Here is a 15,129-nt window from a genome sequence, read left to right on the forward strand (position 1 = left end):
ATCGCATACATATTCACTCCCCTGCGCGCCCATTGTGTGCGTGCGGGTCGGGACGGCGCTCGACCGAGACCGACTTCTCGATAAAGTCGGCCGGGCCGAAGCTGGTCATGAAACTCACGTCCGCCGCGTCGCGCCCGACACCGATCTTCACGATCTCCTCCGCCCGGGCCATCTCCGTCGCATCGACCAGAAACCAGGCTCCGCCGCCCGGGGTGGTGGGATCGGTCAGGAACACTTCGGCCACGGCGTGAAAGTCCTGCGGGGTGACATCCGGTGCGAAACAGCTGACGAAGCGTGCCGGAATGCCCGAGGCCCGGGCGAGCATGACCATGACATGCGCGTAGTCGCGGCAGATACCGCGCCGTTCGATAAAACTGTCGAGCGCCGTCGTATTGGAGGTGCTCGACCCCGGGGCGTAAGTGAAACCGTTCGCGATCCAGTCCCGGATGGCCGCGATCCGGGCGCCGCCGTCGACCGATCCGAACTCGGCCTCCACGAACTGCTGGAAACGATCTGCCGGGCAATAGCGCGAATCGAACAGGTACTGCACCGCCTCGCCGGGCAATTCGTGCGGGCGCAGGCGTTCGAGCCGGGCGACGTCCGCCGGCATGCGCTCGACCGCCACCGTCGCGGTGTAAGTCACGTCGTAGCGGCCTTCCGCGCGAATCCACACGCGTTCGCCGATCGCGTCCTGCGCCGGGATGCGTGCGAAGTGCTCGCCCTTCGTCACCCAGGTATCGGTTTCGAGCAATCGCTGCTCGGGGATCATGGCCGCTTCGAACTGCAGCAGCACGTCGGTCGGCTTGTCCATCTGGAAAGCGAATGCGAGATCGATCGATATGGGCATACTCCGCCAACGCGGCGGAGCCGCGGTTGTTTCGGGCCCGCGGTGCCGAGCGAATTGCCACTGCCCGAACTGTAAGGCACAAAGGCCTGAATCGGGGAGGAGGAGCATGAAATTTCGTGATATCGCGATCGCCGCGCTCGTGCTCGGGGCCGTGCCTGCCACGGCGCAGCAAGCGAGCGAAGCGACCGGAACGGCACGCGACTATGGCGCGATGAGCGATGCGGAACTCGAAGCGGCGCTGGAGGGGCTCGGAGACGCCTGGATCGACCGGTGCGAAATCAGCGAGCCTCTGCTGGCGGAGCTAAGCACGCGCCCGGCGAAGGAGGACTACCGGTCGGGCATGCTGCTTGCGCGAATGGCTTGCGCCGACAGACAGGGGGCCTACGAACGCGCTGCCGATGCCTTGGCCGAGTACGAGAAGGACTTCGATCCGCTGTCCTTTCTCGGTCTGGGGTTCTACCTCGATTCGCGGCGCGACGATGCCGCCTCCGCGCTCGCTCGCCTCGAACGCTTTGCGAACACCGCCACCCACGAAACGGCCGAGGCGCTGAATATTGACGGGTTACAAGCTGCCGCAACGCTGGCGCGCAAGCACGGCCGCGAAGATGCGTTCGAAGATCTGGCCTTCCGCCTGTTCCAATCGCCGTTGTACGCCAGCGTCTCCGGCGAGGTTCAAAGCGGCATTGCCTACTGGGCGCTGGTACCCGCGATTCGCGCGAACGACGAAGCCCTGATCGACGAGGCTCTGGGACAGATACGCAATCCCACCTCCTATCCGGACTTTCTGGCGCTGCGCGAGTATGAACCCGCATGGCCGCAGATCGAGCGTCGGGTCGGCGAACATTTCACCGCCATCACCGAGGCATTTCGTCATTGGGCGGCAGCACGCTACGAGAACGCGCCCCATGATCGCGATCGCTTCTCCGACGCTGCACATGCGCTCTATTTCGACGGCCGGTTCGAAGAAGCTGCTGCACTTGCCCGCAAATGGCGGGAGCGTCCGGACGCTTTCGACACTATCGAGGAAGGCGATGCCTGGGCGCTCAACATCGAAGCCTATGCACTCGATGCGCTGGGCCGGATTGCCGAGGCCGACGCCGTGTTCGACCGCCTCGCCGAACTGCCCGCGGACGAAAATCCCTGGGTGGTGAGCTTCGTGATCAATCGCGGTTCCCGGCTGGTCGGGCAGAGGCGTTTTGCAGAAGGGCTGGAAGCTGCGCGCCTCGCGCGCGAAGTGGCCGAGGAACACGGCAATACGTATGCCAGAATGCTTGTCGCACGCGATCATGTCTGCGCGCTTCACGAGCTTGGGCGGGGTGAGGAGGCCGGGGCCGACCTGGCCTATTTGCGCGAGAACCGTGTCGAGAGGGTCACTCTGGTGGTTCAGGCGCTGCTGTGTGCCGGCCAGCGGGACGAGGCGCTCGCCATGCTGATCGACGGGATCGGCGACGAGCGCACACGCGCCGGTGTGATCATCGGGCTTCTGCCCGAGGAATACGATCTTTTCTACACGGCGTCGCTTCTTCCCCGGCCGCGCGATCTTCTTGCCACGAGCCGGGAGCTGCGCACTGCCTACGAGCGCTGGGCGCGCGAGATACCCGACACGTTCGTGCCTGCGGCGTCGCGCAAGCGGGTGCCGCTCGACCGCGCGCGCTGACAGCTGTGCTCGCCTGGTTCAAGGTTCCCCCGCAACGTGCAGCGCGACCTCGCGGCGGTGGGGGCGGGTGCGGTGTTCGGCGAGGAACAGGCCCTGCCAGGTGCCGAGCATCATCCGCCCGCCGGAGACCGGTATTGCCTGACTGACGCCGGTGAGCGCGGTCTTGAGGTGGGCGGGCATGTCGTCCGGCCCCTCGTCGTCGTGATCGTAGTGCGCGCCTTGCGGTGCGATCCGGTCGAGCCAGCGCAGAATGTCGCTCTGCACCGCGCGGGCGGCGTTCTCGTTGATAAGCAATGACGCCGAGGTGTGACGGCAGAACGCGGTAAGCAGGCCGGTCTCGATCCCGGTGGAGGCGAGCCAGTCGGCGACCTCGCGAGTGATCTCCGTCAGACCGGGTCCGCGGGTGTCGAAGGCAAGCGTGGTGGTGTGGTGCGGCATCGCTCCCATATAGGCGCCATGGGTTTGCAGCGCGACCTTTTCGCCCCCGAAGGGCAGGCGGCGGCACTGCCGGTGCCCGGTATGCTGCTGATCGAGGATGCGATCGGCGCGGCGGAGGAGCGCGCGTTGGAGGTGCGCATCGATGCCGCCCCGCTCGCGCCGTTCCGGTTCGGCCAGTGGCGCGGCAAGCGGCTGACCGCGAACTACGGCTCCGCCTACGACTACCGGCGCGGCAGAGTGACCGAGGCGCCGCCGCTGCCCGAGTGGATCGACAGCCTGCGCGCGCGTCTCGCGCCGCTCGCCGACCGCGACCCGCACGATTTCGGGCAAGCGCTGCTCATCCGCTACGATCCGGGGGCGGGTATCGGCTGGCACCGCGACCGGCCGCAATATGGCGAAGTGCTCGGCCTCTCGCTTTCCGCGCCTGCCGTCCTGCGCCTGCGCCGCCGCACGGAGCAGGGGTTCGAACGGCGCAGCGTCGACCTGCCGCCGCGCTCGCTCTACCTGCTTAGCGGCGAAGCCCGCGCGCTGTGGGAGCATTCGATCGCTCCTATGGCTGCGACCCGTCGTTCGGTGACGCTGCGGACTCTCCGCTGAGGCCGGGCTGCTAGAAGTCGACCGAAACCGAGGCGTTGATCGTGCGCGGGCGGCCCTGGAGCACGGCCGTGCTGAAGGTATCGAAGCCCGAGGCCCAGTAACGCTTGTCGGCCACGTTATCGACTGTCAGCCGCAGCGTGACCGGCGTGTCGCCCGCCGCGATGACATAGCGCGCACCAAGATCGAACACGGTCCAGTCGTCCAGGCGCAGTGTGTTCGCCGTGTCGGCCCATTGCTTGCCGGTGTGCGTCATGCGGCCGGTCAGCGTCAGGCCGGGCACGAACGGCGTGTCCCATTCGATGTTGGCGTTGGCGGTAAAGCCGGGGACGCCCGCGACTTCCGCGCCGCTCTCGAGTTCAGCGTCGATGGTGGAAAGGCCGGCGATCAGCCGCAATCCTTCGACCGGTTCACCATTCACCGTGAACTCGATCCCGCGATGCCGCTGCTCGCCGATATAGCCGTAGCGCTGCGTGCCGTCGGGTTCGGTGATCGTGCCGTCGCCCGGCCGCTCGATCTGGTAGAATGCCAGTCCGGCATAGAGGAACCGGCCCAGCGCCAGCTTGGCCCCGGCCTCGTATTGCGTGGATTTGCGGGGGGCGAGCACTTCGCCGCGATTCTCCAGCGCATCCTCCAGCGGGGCGACGGCGCCCTGCTGCAGCGCCTCGATCCGGTTGGCGTAGAGCGAGACGTAAGGCAGCGGCTTGAACACCACGCCGACCACGGGCGTGATCGCGTCCTTGTCGTAGACCGTATCGAGCTGGCCGTTGGCGGCGAGATAGTTCTCGACATGGATCGTCTGCATGCGCAGGCCGCCGGTGATCAGCATGCGCTCGTCCCACAGGCCGATCGTGTCGGAGGCGAAGGCACTCCACAGGCGGCTCTTCACGATCGGGAAGGGATCGTCGAGGTCGCCGCCGGGGTTCCACGGGGCGACTGTGGAAGGCGGCAGCGCCACTTGCGGGGTGTCGTAGAGGTTGGTGGCAAACTCGTCCCGGAAGTCGAAGGCGTTGCGGTTGGTCTGCCAGTTCGCGCTGCCGCCGAAATTGAACTCGTGCGTCACCGTCTCGCCCAGGTTGACCCGGATCCCGGCCTCGGCCGCCTCGTTATTGTCGGTGCGCGGTACGATCAGTCCGGCGCCGGTGGCCTCGCCGGTTGCGGCGTCGGCCAGGGTGATGCGGCTGTAGATGCCGTCCTCGCGCCCGTCGCGGGCACCGGCGCGCGCGTAGAGCAGCGCGTTGTCGGCAACGTCCCACTCCAGGCTCAGCGTGCCGAAGACGTCGCGCATCTCGGTATAAGTGAAATCCTGCGCGTAGTTCGCATCGGCTTCGGGCACGCGGGGGATCGCCGTCAAACCCGTGCCCAGCGTCACCTTGGGTCGCAGCGATTCCACCCGCACGTTCTGGTAAGCGAGGTCGAGAGCGGCGCGGAAATTGCCCCCGTCGTAATCGAGCGCGCCGCCGATCACCTGCGTCCGCCGGTCCTCGCGCTCGACCGAGGTTTCGCCGTCGCGGTAGGCGCCGTTGACGCGCAGGCCCCATTCGCCGTTCGCCCCGAACCGGCGCGAGACGTCGAAGCTGCCGCCGAAGTGCGCGTCCGAGGTATAGCCGAGCGTCGCGCGCGTCAGCGGGTCGAAGCCGGCGCGTTTCAGCTTCAGGTTCACCGATCCGCCCAGGGTCGAGCCGCCCGGTGCCGCGCCGTTGAGGAAGGCGCTCGAACCGTTCAGGACCTGCACGCTGTCGTAAAGCTCGGGCGCAACGATCTGGCGCGGGGCAATGCCGTAGAGGCCGTTCACGCCCACGTCGTCGCCGAACAGCGCGAAGCCGCGGATCACGAACAGTTCGGAGGCATTGCCGAAGCCGTAGCTCGTGCGCACGGTCGGGTCGTTGTCGAGCACCTCGCCCAGCGTCAGCGGCTGCTGGTTGAGGATCAGCGATTCGTCGAAGCTGCGGATCGAGAAGGCGAGGTCCGCCGCGTGCTTGTTGCCCAGCACGCCGGCGTCGCCGCCGTTGGTTATCTCGGTCGCGTTCGCGCGCTGGGCAGTGACGACGATCTCGCCGGATTCGTCCTGCGCCAGAGCAGGGGCGGCGGCAACCGCGCAAAGGGCAAGGGCCGACGCCATCGGGATGCAACGAGCAATCATGTCAGGTCTTTCTGTATCGGGAAGGCAGCCCGCGCCGGCGCCAGGCGGCGCCGAGGGCGAGGAGAGGAAGCGAAAGGAACAGCCAGGCGGCTGCATCGCGCAGGCCGTCTCCGGTGAGGCCGAGAACGAGCCCGGCCCCGCTGGCGGCGAAGATTGCCGCGGGAATCGCGAAGACGCGCGCCGGCCCGCGCGGCGTTCGGCGTTGCAGCGGGCGTCTTGCCGGGATCACGCGAGCCGCCCTTCCGCGCCGCCGTCGATTTCGGCCACACGCCGCTCGATCGCGCCGGGGCTGCGGCGCCACCAGAGCAGCACACCGGTCCACAGGACCCAGATCGTCGCCAGCGTCAGCAGGGCCCAGACGATCTTGAGCGGCAGCCCGCCGTAATCGCCGAAGTGCAGCGGCTTGGACATCATCAGCGCCTGATTGAGCGCGGGCATGGCGCGCGCATCGACCAGTTCGCCGCTTGCGGCGTCGATCAGCGCGGGGGTGAGCAGGTGCTGGGTCAGCGGCCGGTCGCCCTGGAAGAACATGGCATAGTGGCGCGCGGTGCTCCATCCGCCGCCGGGGAAGGCGATGAACTGCGGACTGCGGCCGGGCAGCACCGCCTGCGCCCGCGCCATCGCGGCGTCGAGCGAGCCGTAGTCGGCCGGCGTGACGGCCTCGGCACCGCCGTGCTCGGCGGTCATCGCGGCCAGCTCGCCTTCGCGCCAGGCGTCGGTCAGCGGATCGGCGAAAGCGTTGATGACGCCGGTGCCGCCGACGACCAGTGCCCAGGCGAGGATCACGATCCCGCCGAGGTTGTGCTGGTCGAGCCGCCCGACGCGGCGGCTGCGGTCCATTCGCAGCGTGCCGAACCGCAGCCGGCGCATGAACGGCGCGTAGAGCACCGTGCCCGAGATCAGCGCGACGACGAACAGCGCGCCCATCGTGCCGAGCAGCCACATGCCCGGCTGGCCGAGGAACATGTCGGTGTGGAGCCGGAGGAGGAAGTCCATCACCCCGCCGCCCGGCGCCGGACCGAGCGAGTCGCCGGTGGCCCGATCGAAGAACAGCAGCGTCATGTCCGCGTCCGCCGCGTCGGGTGTCGGGCCGGTGGTGACGGTCAGCAGCGGGCTTTCCTGGCTGAAGGCCATGAACAGCGGCACTTCGCCCGGCCGCTCGGCCAGCGCGGTTTCGAGCATCGTGTCGAGCGGCACGCCGCTCTCCGCCGAGGGCGGGCCGGGCAGGGTGGTTTCGTAATCGATCCCTTCCAGCGCCTCGATCTCGTCATGGAAGATGAGCGGCAGGCCGGTCGCGCAGAGCATGAGCAGGAACACCGTGGGCACGATGCTGCTCCACTTGTGCACCAGATACCAGGCCCGGATCGTGCTGCGACGCATGGGCCGCCGCCTATGCGGAGCCGCCGCGAAGGTCAAATGACAATCAATTGCAATAGCGGCGGGGCGACCTTCAGGCCGGAACGGCGTAGAGGTCGTGCGCGTCGGCGTCCTCGACCAGCGCGTCGACGAAATCGCCGGGCCGCAGATCGGGGGAGACATTGCGCAGGAAGACCTGGCCGTCGATCTCGGGCGCGTCGGCCTGGCTGCGCCCGGTGGCCCCGATATCGCCGTCCGCGTCGGGTTCGCCCACTTCGTCGACGATCACCGGCAGGGTGCGGCCGATCCTGGCGGCGAGCTTGGCCGCGCTGATCCGCTCGGTCACTTCCATCAGGCGGGCGTAGCGCTCTTCCTTGAGCGATTCGGGCACAGGGTCGGGCAGGGCGTTGGCGGCGGCGCCTTCGACCGGCTCGAAGCGGAACGCTCCCACCCGGTCGAGCTGCGCCTCCTCCAGCCAGTCGAGCAGGTAGCGGAAATCCTCCTCGGTCTCGCCGGGGAAGCCGACCACGAAGCTCGAGCGGATGGTGAGGTCCGGCGCGATCTGCCGCCACTGGCGAATCCGATCGAGCACTTTCGCTTCGTTCGCCGGGCGCTTCATAGCCTTCAGCACCCGCGGGGCGGCGTGCTGGAAAGGAATGTCGAGATAGGGCGTCAGCAGGCCCTCGGCCATCAGCGGGATCGCCGCGTCGACGTGGGGGTAGGGATAGACGTAGTGCAGCCGCACCCACGGCACCTGCCCTTCCGGCGTGCGCAGGGTGCCCAGCTCGCGCGCCAGGTCGGTCATGTGCGCGCGAACCTCGCGCCCGTGCCACTGGCGGCTCTCGTGCCGGATATCGACGCCGTAGGCCGATGTGTCCTGGCTGATGACCAGCAGTTCTTTCGTGCCCGCTGCGACCAGCTTCTCCGCCTCGCGCAGCACTGCATCGACCCGGCGGCTCGCCAGCTTCCCGCGCAGTTGCGGGATGATGCAGAAGGCGCAGGAATGGTTGCATCCTTCGGAAATCTTCAGATATCCGTAATGCCGCGGGGTCAGCTTGATCCCCGCCTCGTCGAAAGCGGCCTGGGGGATCAGGTCGACATAGGGGCCCTGGGACGGTGGGGCCGCTTCGTGGACGGCTTCGACGACGGCCTCATACTGATGCGCGCCGGTGACTGCGAGGACGGCGGGATGCGCGGCCCGGATCGCGTCGGCATCTTCCCCCATGCAGCCGGTGACGATCACCCGACCGTTTTCGGCTATGGCTTCGCCGATCGCTGCCAGGCTTTCTTCCTTTGCGCTGTCGAGGAAGCCGCAGGTGTTGACGAGCACCACGTCCGCCCCGGCATAATCGGCGCTCATCGCGTAGCCGTCGGCGCGCAGGCGCGTGAGGATGCGCTCGCTGTCGACGAGCGCCTTGGGGCAGCCGAGGCTGACCATCCCGATCTTCTTCTGATCGGGGATCGACGAGATGGTGTGGGTGGACATTTCGCCGCGCCCCTACACGCGCGCGGCGCTTTGCGCTAGCAGGGAGAATAAACGAAGGAGAAGGCACCTTTGGGTCCGGTAAACTGGATTGGAGTGATCCTGGCGACGCTGGCCGCCGGCCTGCTCGCGCTCGGCTGGTTCGGGCCGATCTTCGGAATGGCCAAGGCGCGCGAGGTCGCCGCCGGCAAGATCGCGGTGCGGCGCCGGCCGGAACAGGTGGTGGCGATCACGGGCAGTCTCCTGTTCGTCAGCGCGGCGATGATGGGACACATGTTCGCCCGCGTCGGCGGCGCCGCGCTGGCGGAAAAGCCGTGGCTCTATTTCATGATGTCGGGCGGGCTGGCCGGCGCATTCGTCATCCCCGCTCTGCTGATCAGCTACAGCCATATCCGGGTCCCCACGCGAGTCGCGCTGATCGACGCGGGGTACTGGCTGGCCGCCTATCTGGCGATGGGCGGCGTGTTCTGGCTGCTGGGCTGAAAATGCGCTAGGCCCGCCGGGGGTCGCGCAGTTTTGGGGGAGGACGTGCGATGCTGTTCGAAGTCAACTGGCTGGCAGTGGTGCTGGCGGCGCTTGCGGGATTCGTCGTCGGCGGAATCTGGTACGGCCCGATCATGGGCAAGCGCTGGATGGGCGCGGTCGGGATTACCGAGGAAGAGATAAAGCAGAGCAACATGCTGCTGATCTATGGCGGCGCGTTCGCCTTTGCGCTGCTGGCGAGCTGGACCCTGGCGCACACCTTCGCGACTTATGCGCAGGACCTGTCGGTCTTCATCAAGGTGCTGACCGCCTTCGGCGTGGCGCTGGGCTTCATCGTTCCCGCGATCGGGACGAACTATCTGTTCTCGCAGAAATCGAAGGTGCTGTTCTTCATCGACGCGGGATACTGGCTGCTGTTCTATATCGCGATGGGCCTCGTTCACGCCTATCTGCCCTGAGCGCCCGCAACCGGCGGTTCTCAGGACCACCGGCCTATCGAAGAGGGGGGAGGCATCTCTTCCCCCTCCGTCATTCCCGCGAAAACGGGAATCCAGGCTCGCGCGCGCCGAACATCCGCCGAACACCCAATGTCGATCCGCCCTAGCTCTCGCCGTTGGCGGTCGGGCGGATTTCGACGATGATGTCGCCCGCCTGCAGCGTGCCTGCCTCGTCTTCCCAGAAGCCGCGGGCGCCGCCGTCGCGGTAGATCCGCAGACCCCGGCCGCCCGTCGCCAGCCGATCGAGCGGTTGACCGACTTCCTCGGGCAGGACGGCGCGTTCGACCAGGTGAACCCGCCCGGTAACCGACGCGAGATCGGCCATGTATTCGGCGATATGCGTGCCCTGCGCGCTGCCGGCCAGCAGCAGCCCGGTGAAGCGCACGGGGTTGATCACGTTGTTGGCGCCCGCCTGGCGCGCAAGCAGCTCGTTGTCCGCGGCGCGCACGACCACGCTGATGGGAATCTTCGGCGCCAAATGGCGCACGGTCAGCACGATCAGGATCGAGGCATCGTCGCGTCCCGCCGAAACCAGCACGGTCTGCGCCTCGGTAATGCGCACCGCCATCAGGCTTTCGTCGCGGGTCGCGTCGGCCGCCATGACGTTGCAGCCGAGCGCTTCGGCTTCGGCCAGGCGCTCTTCGCGGGTATCCATGACCACGATTTCGCGCGGGTCGGTGCCGCGTTCGATCAGTTCGCTGACGGCTTCCGAGCCGGAGATGCCGAAGCCGAGAACCACGACGTGGCCGGACAGTTTTTCCTGAATGCGGGCCATGCGCCATTTCTCCCAACTGCGCCTGATGATGAAATGATACGCCGCGCCGACGAAGATGAAAATCACGGCGAAGCGGATCGGGGTGACGATCACCGCCTCGACCAGCCGGGCGCGATCGCTGATCGGGGCGATATCGCCGAAACCGGTCGTGGTGATGGAAATCATCGTGAAATAGACGACGTCGAGGAAGGAAACCTCGCCGTCGAGATTGTCGACCAGCCCCTCGCGATCCCACCAGTGGATCATGATCACGATGAATACGAGCGAGAGCGCCAGGCCGATGCGAATGAACAGGTCGGCCCACACGGGAACCTTGAGCGCGCGCCGGAGGGGCTGGAACCGCCCGGTGCGGCTCGTGCGCCGCCGCCGGCCCCGGTCCATGCGCGAGAAACGGTCCCAGATCACGGCCGATCGTTTCCGCGGAAATGCTCCTGCGGATCGAGCCTGGCGCCGTCCTTGCGAATCTCGAAATGCAGTTCGGCCGTATCGGGCTCGCTCGCGGCGCCGGCGATTCCGATCCGCTCGCCGCTCTTGACCACGTCGCCGGCCTGCACGGTGATCCGGCCCAGATGGCCATAGGCGCTGCGCCAGCCGTTGCCGTGGTCGATCACCACCAGCCGCCCGAAGCGCGGATCGCTCCCGCTCGCTTCGACCACGGTGCCGCTGGCCGCGGCGCGGACCATGTCGCCCGGGCGGACGGCATAATCGATCCCGTCGTGTCCGCCGCCGTCGGGGCGCAGGGCATATCCCAGCCGCACCCGGCCGTCGTGCGGCGGACGGAAATAGGGCCTGGCGGGCGCGGGGGCGGAGGGCGGCGCCTTGAGAACGGCGGGAACGATCAATCGCTGGCCGGGGCGGATGCGATAGGGCGGCTCCAGCCCGTTGGCGACGGCGATCGTGTCGAACGGGACGCCGTGACGCAGGGCAATGGCAAAGCCCGTGTCGCCCGGTTTCACGGTATAGGTCCGCTGGCGCGGGATCGCCAGTTTCTGCCCCGGCCTGACGACATAGGGTTCGTGCAGCCCGTTGGCGGCGGCGATGACCGAGGCCGGAACGCCCGCGCGGTTGGCGATCCCGTTCAGCGTCTCGCCTTCGATCACGACGTGCTCTGTCTCCGTCGCCGGGTCGGCAGCGGCGAGCAGCAGGGGCACCGCAGCGATCAGGGCGAAGCGGGTCATTCGCTGTAGCGCTCGCCCAGTTCGCCCAGCGAAGCATGGTGGGTAAGGTCGAGCTGCAGCGGCGTCACCGAAACATACCCCTCGTCGATCGCTTCCAGATCCGTCCCATGGTCGAGCGTGTGTTCAATCGCCTCCAGCCCGAACCAGTAATACTTGTAGCCGCGCGGGTCACGCCCTTCGACCACGGTGCCGCGCGAATAGTCGTGGAAACCCTGCCGCACGGCGCGGATGCCGCGTATGTCCTGCGGCTTCAGGGCCGGGAAGTTGACATTGACCAGCGTGCGTTTGGGCAGCGGCGCGTCGAGCAGCGGGGCGAGCACGCGCGCCCCCCATTCGCGCGCCGCGGCAAAAGGCACGTCGTCGCCCATGCCCTCGCGCGCATAGACCTGGCTCAGCGCGATCGAGCGGATGCCCGCCAGCGCGCCTTCGATCGCGGCCGAAACGGTCCCGGAATAGGTGATGTCGTCGCCCAGGTTGGCGCCGCGGTTCACCCCCGAAAGGATCACGTCGGGCGCCCCGTCCATCACCGTGCGCAGGCCCATCGTCACCGCGTCGGTGGGCGTGCCGGTGACCGAAAAGCGCCGCTCGTCGTGCTTGCGCAGGCGCACCGGGCGGGTCAGCGTCAGCGAATGGCCGGTGCCCGACTGCTCTTCGTGCGGGGAGCAGATCCAGATATCGTCGGAAAATTCGCGCGCGATTTCCTCCAGCACCTTGAGGCCGGGGGCGTAGATGCCGTCGTCGTTGGTGAGGAGAATTCTCATATGCCGCGTCTTTCGATCCCTGTCCGTCGCGCCGAAGCGCAGTCAGCCCCTCGACGAGGCCCATATAACCAATTAGGTTTCTCTTGTCAAGAAAAATCTACCAAACCGGTTTCAAGCCATCGCCGTTTCGAGAGCGTTGCGCAAGCGGGCGCGGCTAGGGCTCCAGCCGCTTCGCGCCGCCCATCCAGGGGCGCAGCACTTCCGGCACTTCGACCGAGCCGTCTTCCTGCTGGTAATTCTCGAGCACGGCGACGAGCGTGCGGCCGACCGCGAGGCCCGATCCGTTCAGCGTGTGGACGAACTCGGTCTTCTTCGATCCCTCGGGGCGATAGCGCGCGTTCATCCGCCGCGCCTGGAAATCGCCGCAGTTGGAGCACGAACTGATCTCGCGCCACGCGCCCTGGCCGGGCAGCCAGACTTCGAGGTCGTAAGTCTTGCGCGCGGTCGCGCCCATGTCGCCGGTGCAGAGCAGCATCTTGCGATAGGGCAGGCCCAGCGCCTCCAGCACGTCTTCGGCGCAGCGCGTCATCCGCTCGTGCTCGGCATCGCTGTCCTCGGGCCGGACGATGCCGACCAGTTCGACTTTCTCGAACTGGTGCTGGCGAATGAACCCGCGCGTGTCCTTGCCCGCGGCGCCGGCTTCGGAACGGAAACAGGGCGTCAGCGCGGTCATGCGAATCGGCAGGGCATCGTCGTCGAGGATCCGTTCGCGCACGGCATTGGTCAGGCTGACTTCGGCCGTGGGGATCAGCCAGCGCCCGTCGGTGGTCTGGAAATTGTCTTCGGCGAACTTGGGCAGCTGGCCGGTGCCGAACAGCGATTCCTCGCGCACCATCAGCGGCGGCGCGCATTCGGTGTAGCCGTTCTCCGCCGTCTGCCGATCGAGCATGAACTGGCCGAGCGCCCGGTGCAGCCGCGCCATCTGGCCGCGCAGGAACGTGAAGCGCGCGCCCGCGATGCTGGCGCCGGTTTCGAAATCCATGCCCAGCGCAGGGCCGAGATCGGCGTGCTCCTTCGGCTCGAACGCGAATTCGCGCCGCTCGCCCCATTGCGACAGCTCGACGTTGGCGCTCTCGTCCGCGCCTTCGGGCACGTCTTCGGCGGGCAGGTTGGGCAGGCGGGCGAGGGCGTCGTTGAGTTCGGCGGCCAGGGCGCGGTCTTCGTCCTCCAGCGCGGGCAGGGTCTGCTTCAGCTCGGCCACTTCGGCCTTGAGCGTTTCCGCCCGGTCCCTGTCGCCCTGCGCCATCGCCTGGCCGATCGCCTTGGAGGCTTCGTTGCGGCGGCTTTGCGCCTCCTGCATCCGGGTGGTCACCGCGCGGCGTTTCGCATCGAGCGCGATAAGGTTTTCGGCGACAGGCTCCACTCCCCGCCTGGCAAGGGCGGCGTCGAAGGCTTGCGGATCGTCGCGGATCAGGCGGATGTCGTGCATGGCGCGGCCTATGCCCGACCGCCGCGACCATTTCCAGAGGCGTTCGGGGAACGCGACCCGGCCCCGGGGGTAGACATGCAACGGATCGATTGGCAGCGAAGGGCGCGCCAAGTCCGCAGCCGGGCGAGAGAATTGACCAATCCGACTATCCGTCCTCCACGACGAACTCCGTTTATTGACCTGCTCGACCTTGCGATCCGCGCCGGACGGCGGGTGGGCGCGGTGGCTCCGGCCCGGCTGGAGAAGGCCCATCTGCTCGAACGGGCGGCGGAGGCGACCGGGCTCGACGATTTCGGCGACCCCTGGTTCGAACGGCCGATGGACGTCCTGCTCGATGCGATCGCCGACGAGGCGCGGCTCAACGCGGCGGGCGATTTTTCGGCCATGCAGCAGTTCCACCATGTCCTGCGCGATCGCTTGCTGGCGCAGATGTGGTTCAAGCGGCATCCCGAGATTCTCGCGCGCGCCATGCCGCGCCCGGTGGTGATCGTGGGGCCGATGCGTTCGGGCACGACCCGCATGCACCGCTTGCTCGCAAGCGACCGGCGTTTCAGCCACATGCGCAGCTTCGAAACGATCAGCCCGGTGCCCCGGCCCGATTTCGAGGAGGTTCTGGAAGGGCGCAGGGAAGATTTTCGCCCCGTCCTCGCCCGCCGGATCATGCAGGTCGCGCGCCTGGCCAACCCGCGCACGCTCTCGATCCATCCGACCGGCCCCTGCGAGCCGGAGGAGGAGCTGGGCCTGCTGGTCGCGAGCATGTGGGGCATGAAGCACGAGGCGCAGTGGCATGTTCCCGGCTACGGCCGGTGGTGCGAGGGGGAAAGCGCGGTTCCCGCCTATCGCCACATGGCCGATCTCCTGCGGCTGGTCGGCTGGTCGCAGCAGGCGTCGACCCTGCGCCCCTGGATACTCAAGACCCCGCAGCACATGCTGGACCTGCCGGCCCTGCTGGAGGTGTTTCCCGATGCGCGCCTGATCTTCACGCACCGCGACCCGCTCAAGGTCGTCGGCAGCGCGGCCTCGCTCGCCTGGAACCAGACGATCATCTATTCGGACCACGCCGACCCCGCAGGCATTGGCCGCGAGTGGCTGCACAAGACTTCGCTGCAGGTGGAACGGATGCGCGCCGCGCGCGCGTCGATCCCCGCCGGGCGGATGATCGACGTGCAGTACGAAGACATGGAGCGCGACTGGCGCGGGACGATGGAGCGGGTTTACCGCTTCCTCGGTCTCGACATCGCGCCGGCCATGCCGCGAATGGAAGATTACATGCGGCGCGCCGGCGCGCTCAAGCGGCGCCCGCATGCCTATAGCCTGGAAGAGTTCGGACTCACCGCCGGCGACGTGCTCGACCGGCTGGGCGACTACGCGCGCGCCTTCGACGTGCCGATCGAAGGCGAAGCGCCGGACGAAGCTCCTCGGCGCAGGCTGCGCGTGTCCTGATCGTTCCGCACAAAAAGGGCCGGGGCGCCCGGCCCCGGCCTTTCG

Annotated in this window: 15 protein-coding genes; 5 read left to right on the top strand and 10 right to left on the bottom strand. The window is 67.7% G+C overall.

All coding sequences use genetic code 11. The annotated features are described in order from the left end of the window. Positions 1–13: 13 nt before the first annotated feature. On the bottom strand, positions 14–847 hold the full coding sequence (locus tag V5F89_RS09395; RefSeq protein ID WP_338445393.1) for a transglutaminase family protein: 834 nt from the start codon (positions 845–847) through the stop codon (positions 14–16). Between the two features lie 106 nt (positions 848–953). Here V5F89_RS09395 and V5F89_RS09400 point away from each other — a divergent pair, with 106 nt between their 5' ends. Next, positions 954–2,504, top strand: a complete 1,551-nt coding sequence (locus V5F89_RS09400; RefSeq protein ID WP_338445394.1) for a hypothetical protein — start codon at positions 954–956, stop codon at positions 2,502–2,504. A gap of 18 nt (positions 2,505–2,522) precedes the next feature. On the opposite strand, the gene V5F89_RS09405 is transcribed toward V5F89_RS09400, so the two are convergent. Further along, entirely contained in the window at positions 2,523–2,942 is a 420-nt protein-coding gene (locus V5F89_RS09405) for a secondary thiamine-phosphate synthase enzyme YjbQ (RefSeq protein WP_338445395.1), read from the bottom strand. A gap of 18 nt (positions 2,943–2,960) precedes the next feature. Between V5F89_RS09405 and V5F89_RS09410 the strand changes: the two genes are divergently transcribed. Further along, entirely contained in the window at positions 2,961–3,539 is a 579-nt protein-coding gene (locus V5F89_RS09410) for an alpha-ketoglutarate-dependent dioxygenase AlkB (RefSeq protein ID WP_338445396.1), read from the top strand. Positions 3,540–3,549: 10 nt separating this feature from the next. On the opposite strand, the gene V5F89_RS09415 is transcribed toward V5F89_RS09410, so the two are convergent. From V5F89_RS09415 to rimO, 4 genes are all read right to left on the bottom strand, one after another. After that, positions 3,550–5,679: a TonB-dependent siderophore receptor gene (locus tag V5F89_RS09415; protein ID WP_338445397.1), complete on the bottom strand. Its 2,130-nt coding sequence runs from the start codon at positions 5,677–5,679 to the stop codon at positions 3,550–3,552. A 1-nt stretch (position 5,680) separates the two neighbouring features. Beyond that, a complete protein-coding gene (locus V5F89_RS09420; RefSeq protein WP_338445398.1) occupies positions 5,681–5,908 on the bottom strand; it encodes a hypothetical protein in 228 nt (75 codons plus the stop codon). Beyond that, entirely contained in the window at positions 5,905–7,059 is a 1,155-nt protein-coding gene (locus V5F89_RS09425; RefSeq protein ID WP_338445399.1) for a PepSY-associated TM helix domain-containing protein, read from the bottom strand. The genes V5F89_RS09420 and V5F89_RS09425 overlap by 4 nt, the downstream gene beginning before the upstream one ends. Before the next feature lie 70 nt (positions 7,060–7,129). Beyond that, positions 7,130–8,521, bottom strand: coding sequence for a 30S ribosomal protein S12 methylthiotransferase RimO (rimO, locus tag V5F89_RS09430; protein ID WP_338445400.1), 1,392 nt, complete (start codon positions 8,519–8,521; stop codon positions 7,130–7,132). A 69-nt stretch (positions 8,522–8,590) separates the two neighbouring features. On the opposite strand from rimO, the gene V5F89_RS09435 reads away from it, so the two are divergent. Both V5F89_RS09435 and V5F89_RS09440 read left to right on the top strand, forming a co-directional pair. Then, entirely contained in the window at positions 8,591–9,001 is a 411-nt protein-coding gene (locus V5F89_RS09435) for a DUF1761 domain-containing protein (protein WP_338445401.1), read from the top strand. A gap of 50 nt (positions 9,002–9,051) precedes the next feature. Then, positions 9,052–9,459 (top strand): DUF1761 domain-containing protein, encoded by a 408-nt coding sequence (locus V5F89_RS09440; RefSeq protein WP_338445402.1) that lies wholly within the window; start codon positions 9,052–9,054, stop codon positions 9,457–9,459. Positions 9,460–9,601: 142 nt separating this feature from the next. On the opposite strand, the gene V5F89_RS09445 is transcribed toward V5F89_RS09440, so the two are convergent. The 4 genes from V5F89_RS09445 to serS all read right to left on the bottom strand — a co-directional run bounded on the left by V5F89_RS09445 (position 9,602) and on the right by serS (position 13,641). Further along, entirely contained in the window at positions 9,602–10,654 is a 1,053-nt protein-coding gene (locus V5F89_RS09445) for a potassium channel family protein (RefSeq protein WP_338447551.1), read from the bottom strand. 20 nt (positions 10,655–10,674) lie between these two features. Beyond that, positions 10,675–11,451 (bottom strand): M23 family metallopeptidase, encoded by a 777-nt coding sequence (locus tag V5F89_RS09450; RefSeq protein WP_338445403.1) that lies wholly within the window; start codon positions 11,449–11,451, stop codon positions 10,675–10,677. Then, the gene (gene surE, locus V5F89_RS09455; protein WP_338445404.1) at positions 11,448–12,212 is read right to left on the bottom strand and encodes a 5'/3'-nucleotidase SurE; all 765 of its coding nucleotides are present in this window, start codon (positions 12,210–12,212) and stop codon (positions 11,448–11,450) included. Before surE ends, V5F89_RS09450 begins: the two co-directional genes overlap by 4 nt. 154 nt (positions 12,213–12,366) lie before the next feature. Then, the gene (gene serS, locus V5F89_RS09460) at positions 12,367–13,641 is read right to left on the bottom strand and encodes a serine--tRNA ligase (RefSeq protein WP_338445405.1); all 1,275 of its coding nucleotides are present in this window, start codon (positions 13,639–13,641) and stop codon (positions 12,367–12,369) included. 132 nt (positions 13,642–13,773) lie between these two features. Here serS and V5F89_RS09465 point away from each other — a divergent pair, with 132 nt between their 5' ends. Next, positions 13,774–15,084 (top strand): sulfotransferase, encoded by a 1,311-nt coding sequence (locus V5F89_RS09465; protein ID WP_338445406.1) that lies wholly within the window; start codon positions 13,774–13,776, stop codon positions 15,082–15,084. Positions 15,085–15,129 lie beyond the last annotated feature (45 nt).

Source organism: Pelagerythrobacter marensis, assembly GCF_036700095.1.
In the GTDB taxonomy this organism is placed as follows: domain Bacteria; phylum Pseudomonadota; class Alphaproteobacteria; order Sphingomonadales; family Sphingomonadaceae; genus Pelagerythrobacter; species Pelagerythrobacter marensis_A.

What these genes read in the sequence shown, in the direction of transcription:
- V5F89_RS09395 (WP_338445393.1), bottom strand. Translation starts at nt 847, where the DNA reads ATGCCCATATCGATCGATCTCGCATTCGCTTTCCAGATGGACAAGCCG.
- V5F89_RS09400 (WP_338445394.1), top strand. Translation starts at nt 954, where the DNA reads ATGAAATTTCGTGATATCGCGATCGCCGCGCTCGTGCTCGGGGCCGTG.
- V5F89_RS09405 (WP_338445395.1), bottom strand. Translation starts at nt 2,942, where the DNA reads ATGCCGCACCACACCACCACGCTTGCCTTCGACACCCGCGGACCCGGT.
- V5F89_RS09410 (WP_338445396.1), top strand. Translation starts at nt 2,961, where the DNA reads ATGGGTTTGCAGCGCGACCTTTTCGCCCCCGAAGGGCAGGCGGCGGCA.
- V5F89_RS09415 (WP_338445397.1), bottom strand. Translation starts at nt 5,679, where the DNA reads ATGATTGCTCGTTGCATCCCGATGGCGTCGGCCCTTGCCCTTTGCGCG.
- V5F89_RS09425 (WP_338445399.1), bottom strand. Translation starts at nt 7,059, where the DNA reads ATGCGTCGCAGCACGATCCGGGCCTGGTATCTGGTGCACAAGTGGAGC.
- rimO (WP_338445400.1), bottom strand. Translation starts at nt 8,521, where the DNA reads ATGTCCACCCACACCATCTCGTCGATCCCCGATCAGAAGAAGATCGGG.
- V5F89_RS09440 (WP_338445402.1), top strand. Translation starts at nt 9,052, where the DNA reads ATGCTGTTCGAAGTCAACTGGCTGGCAGTGGTGCTGGCGGCGCTTGCG.
- V5F89_RS09445 (WP_338447551.1), bottom strand. Translation starts at nt 10,654, where the DNA reads ATGGACCGGGGCCGGCGGCGGCGCACGAGCCGCACCGGGCGGTTCCAG.
- V5F89_RS09450 (WP_338445403.1), bottom strand. Translation starts at nt 11,451, where the DNA reads ATGACCCGCTTCGCCCTGATCGCTGCGGTGCCCCTGCTGCTCGCCGCT.
- surE (WP_338445404.1), bottom strand. Translation starts at nt 12,212, where the DNA reads ATGAGAATTCTCCTCACCAACGACGACGGCATCTACGCCCCCGGCCTC.
- serS (WP_338445405.1), bottom strand. Translation starts at nt 13,641, where the DNA reads ATGCACGACATCCGCCTGATCCGCGACGATCCGCAAGCCTTCGACGCC.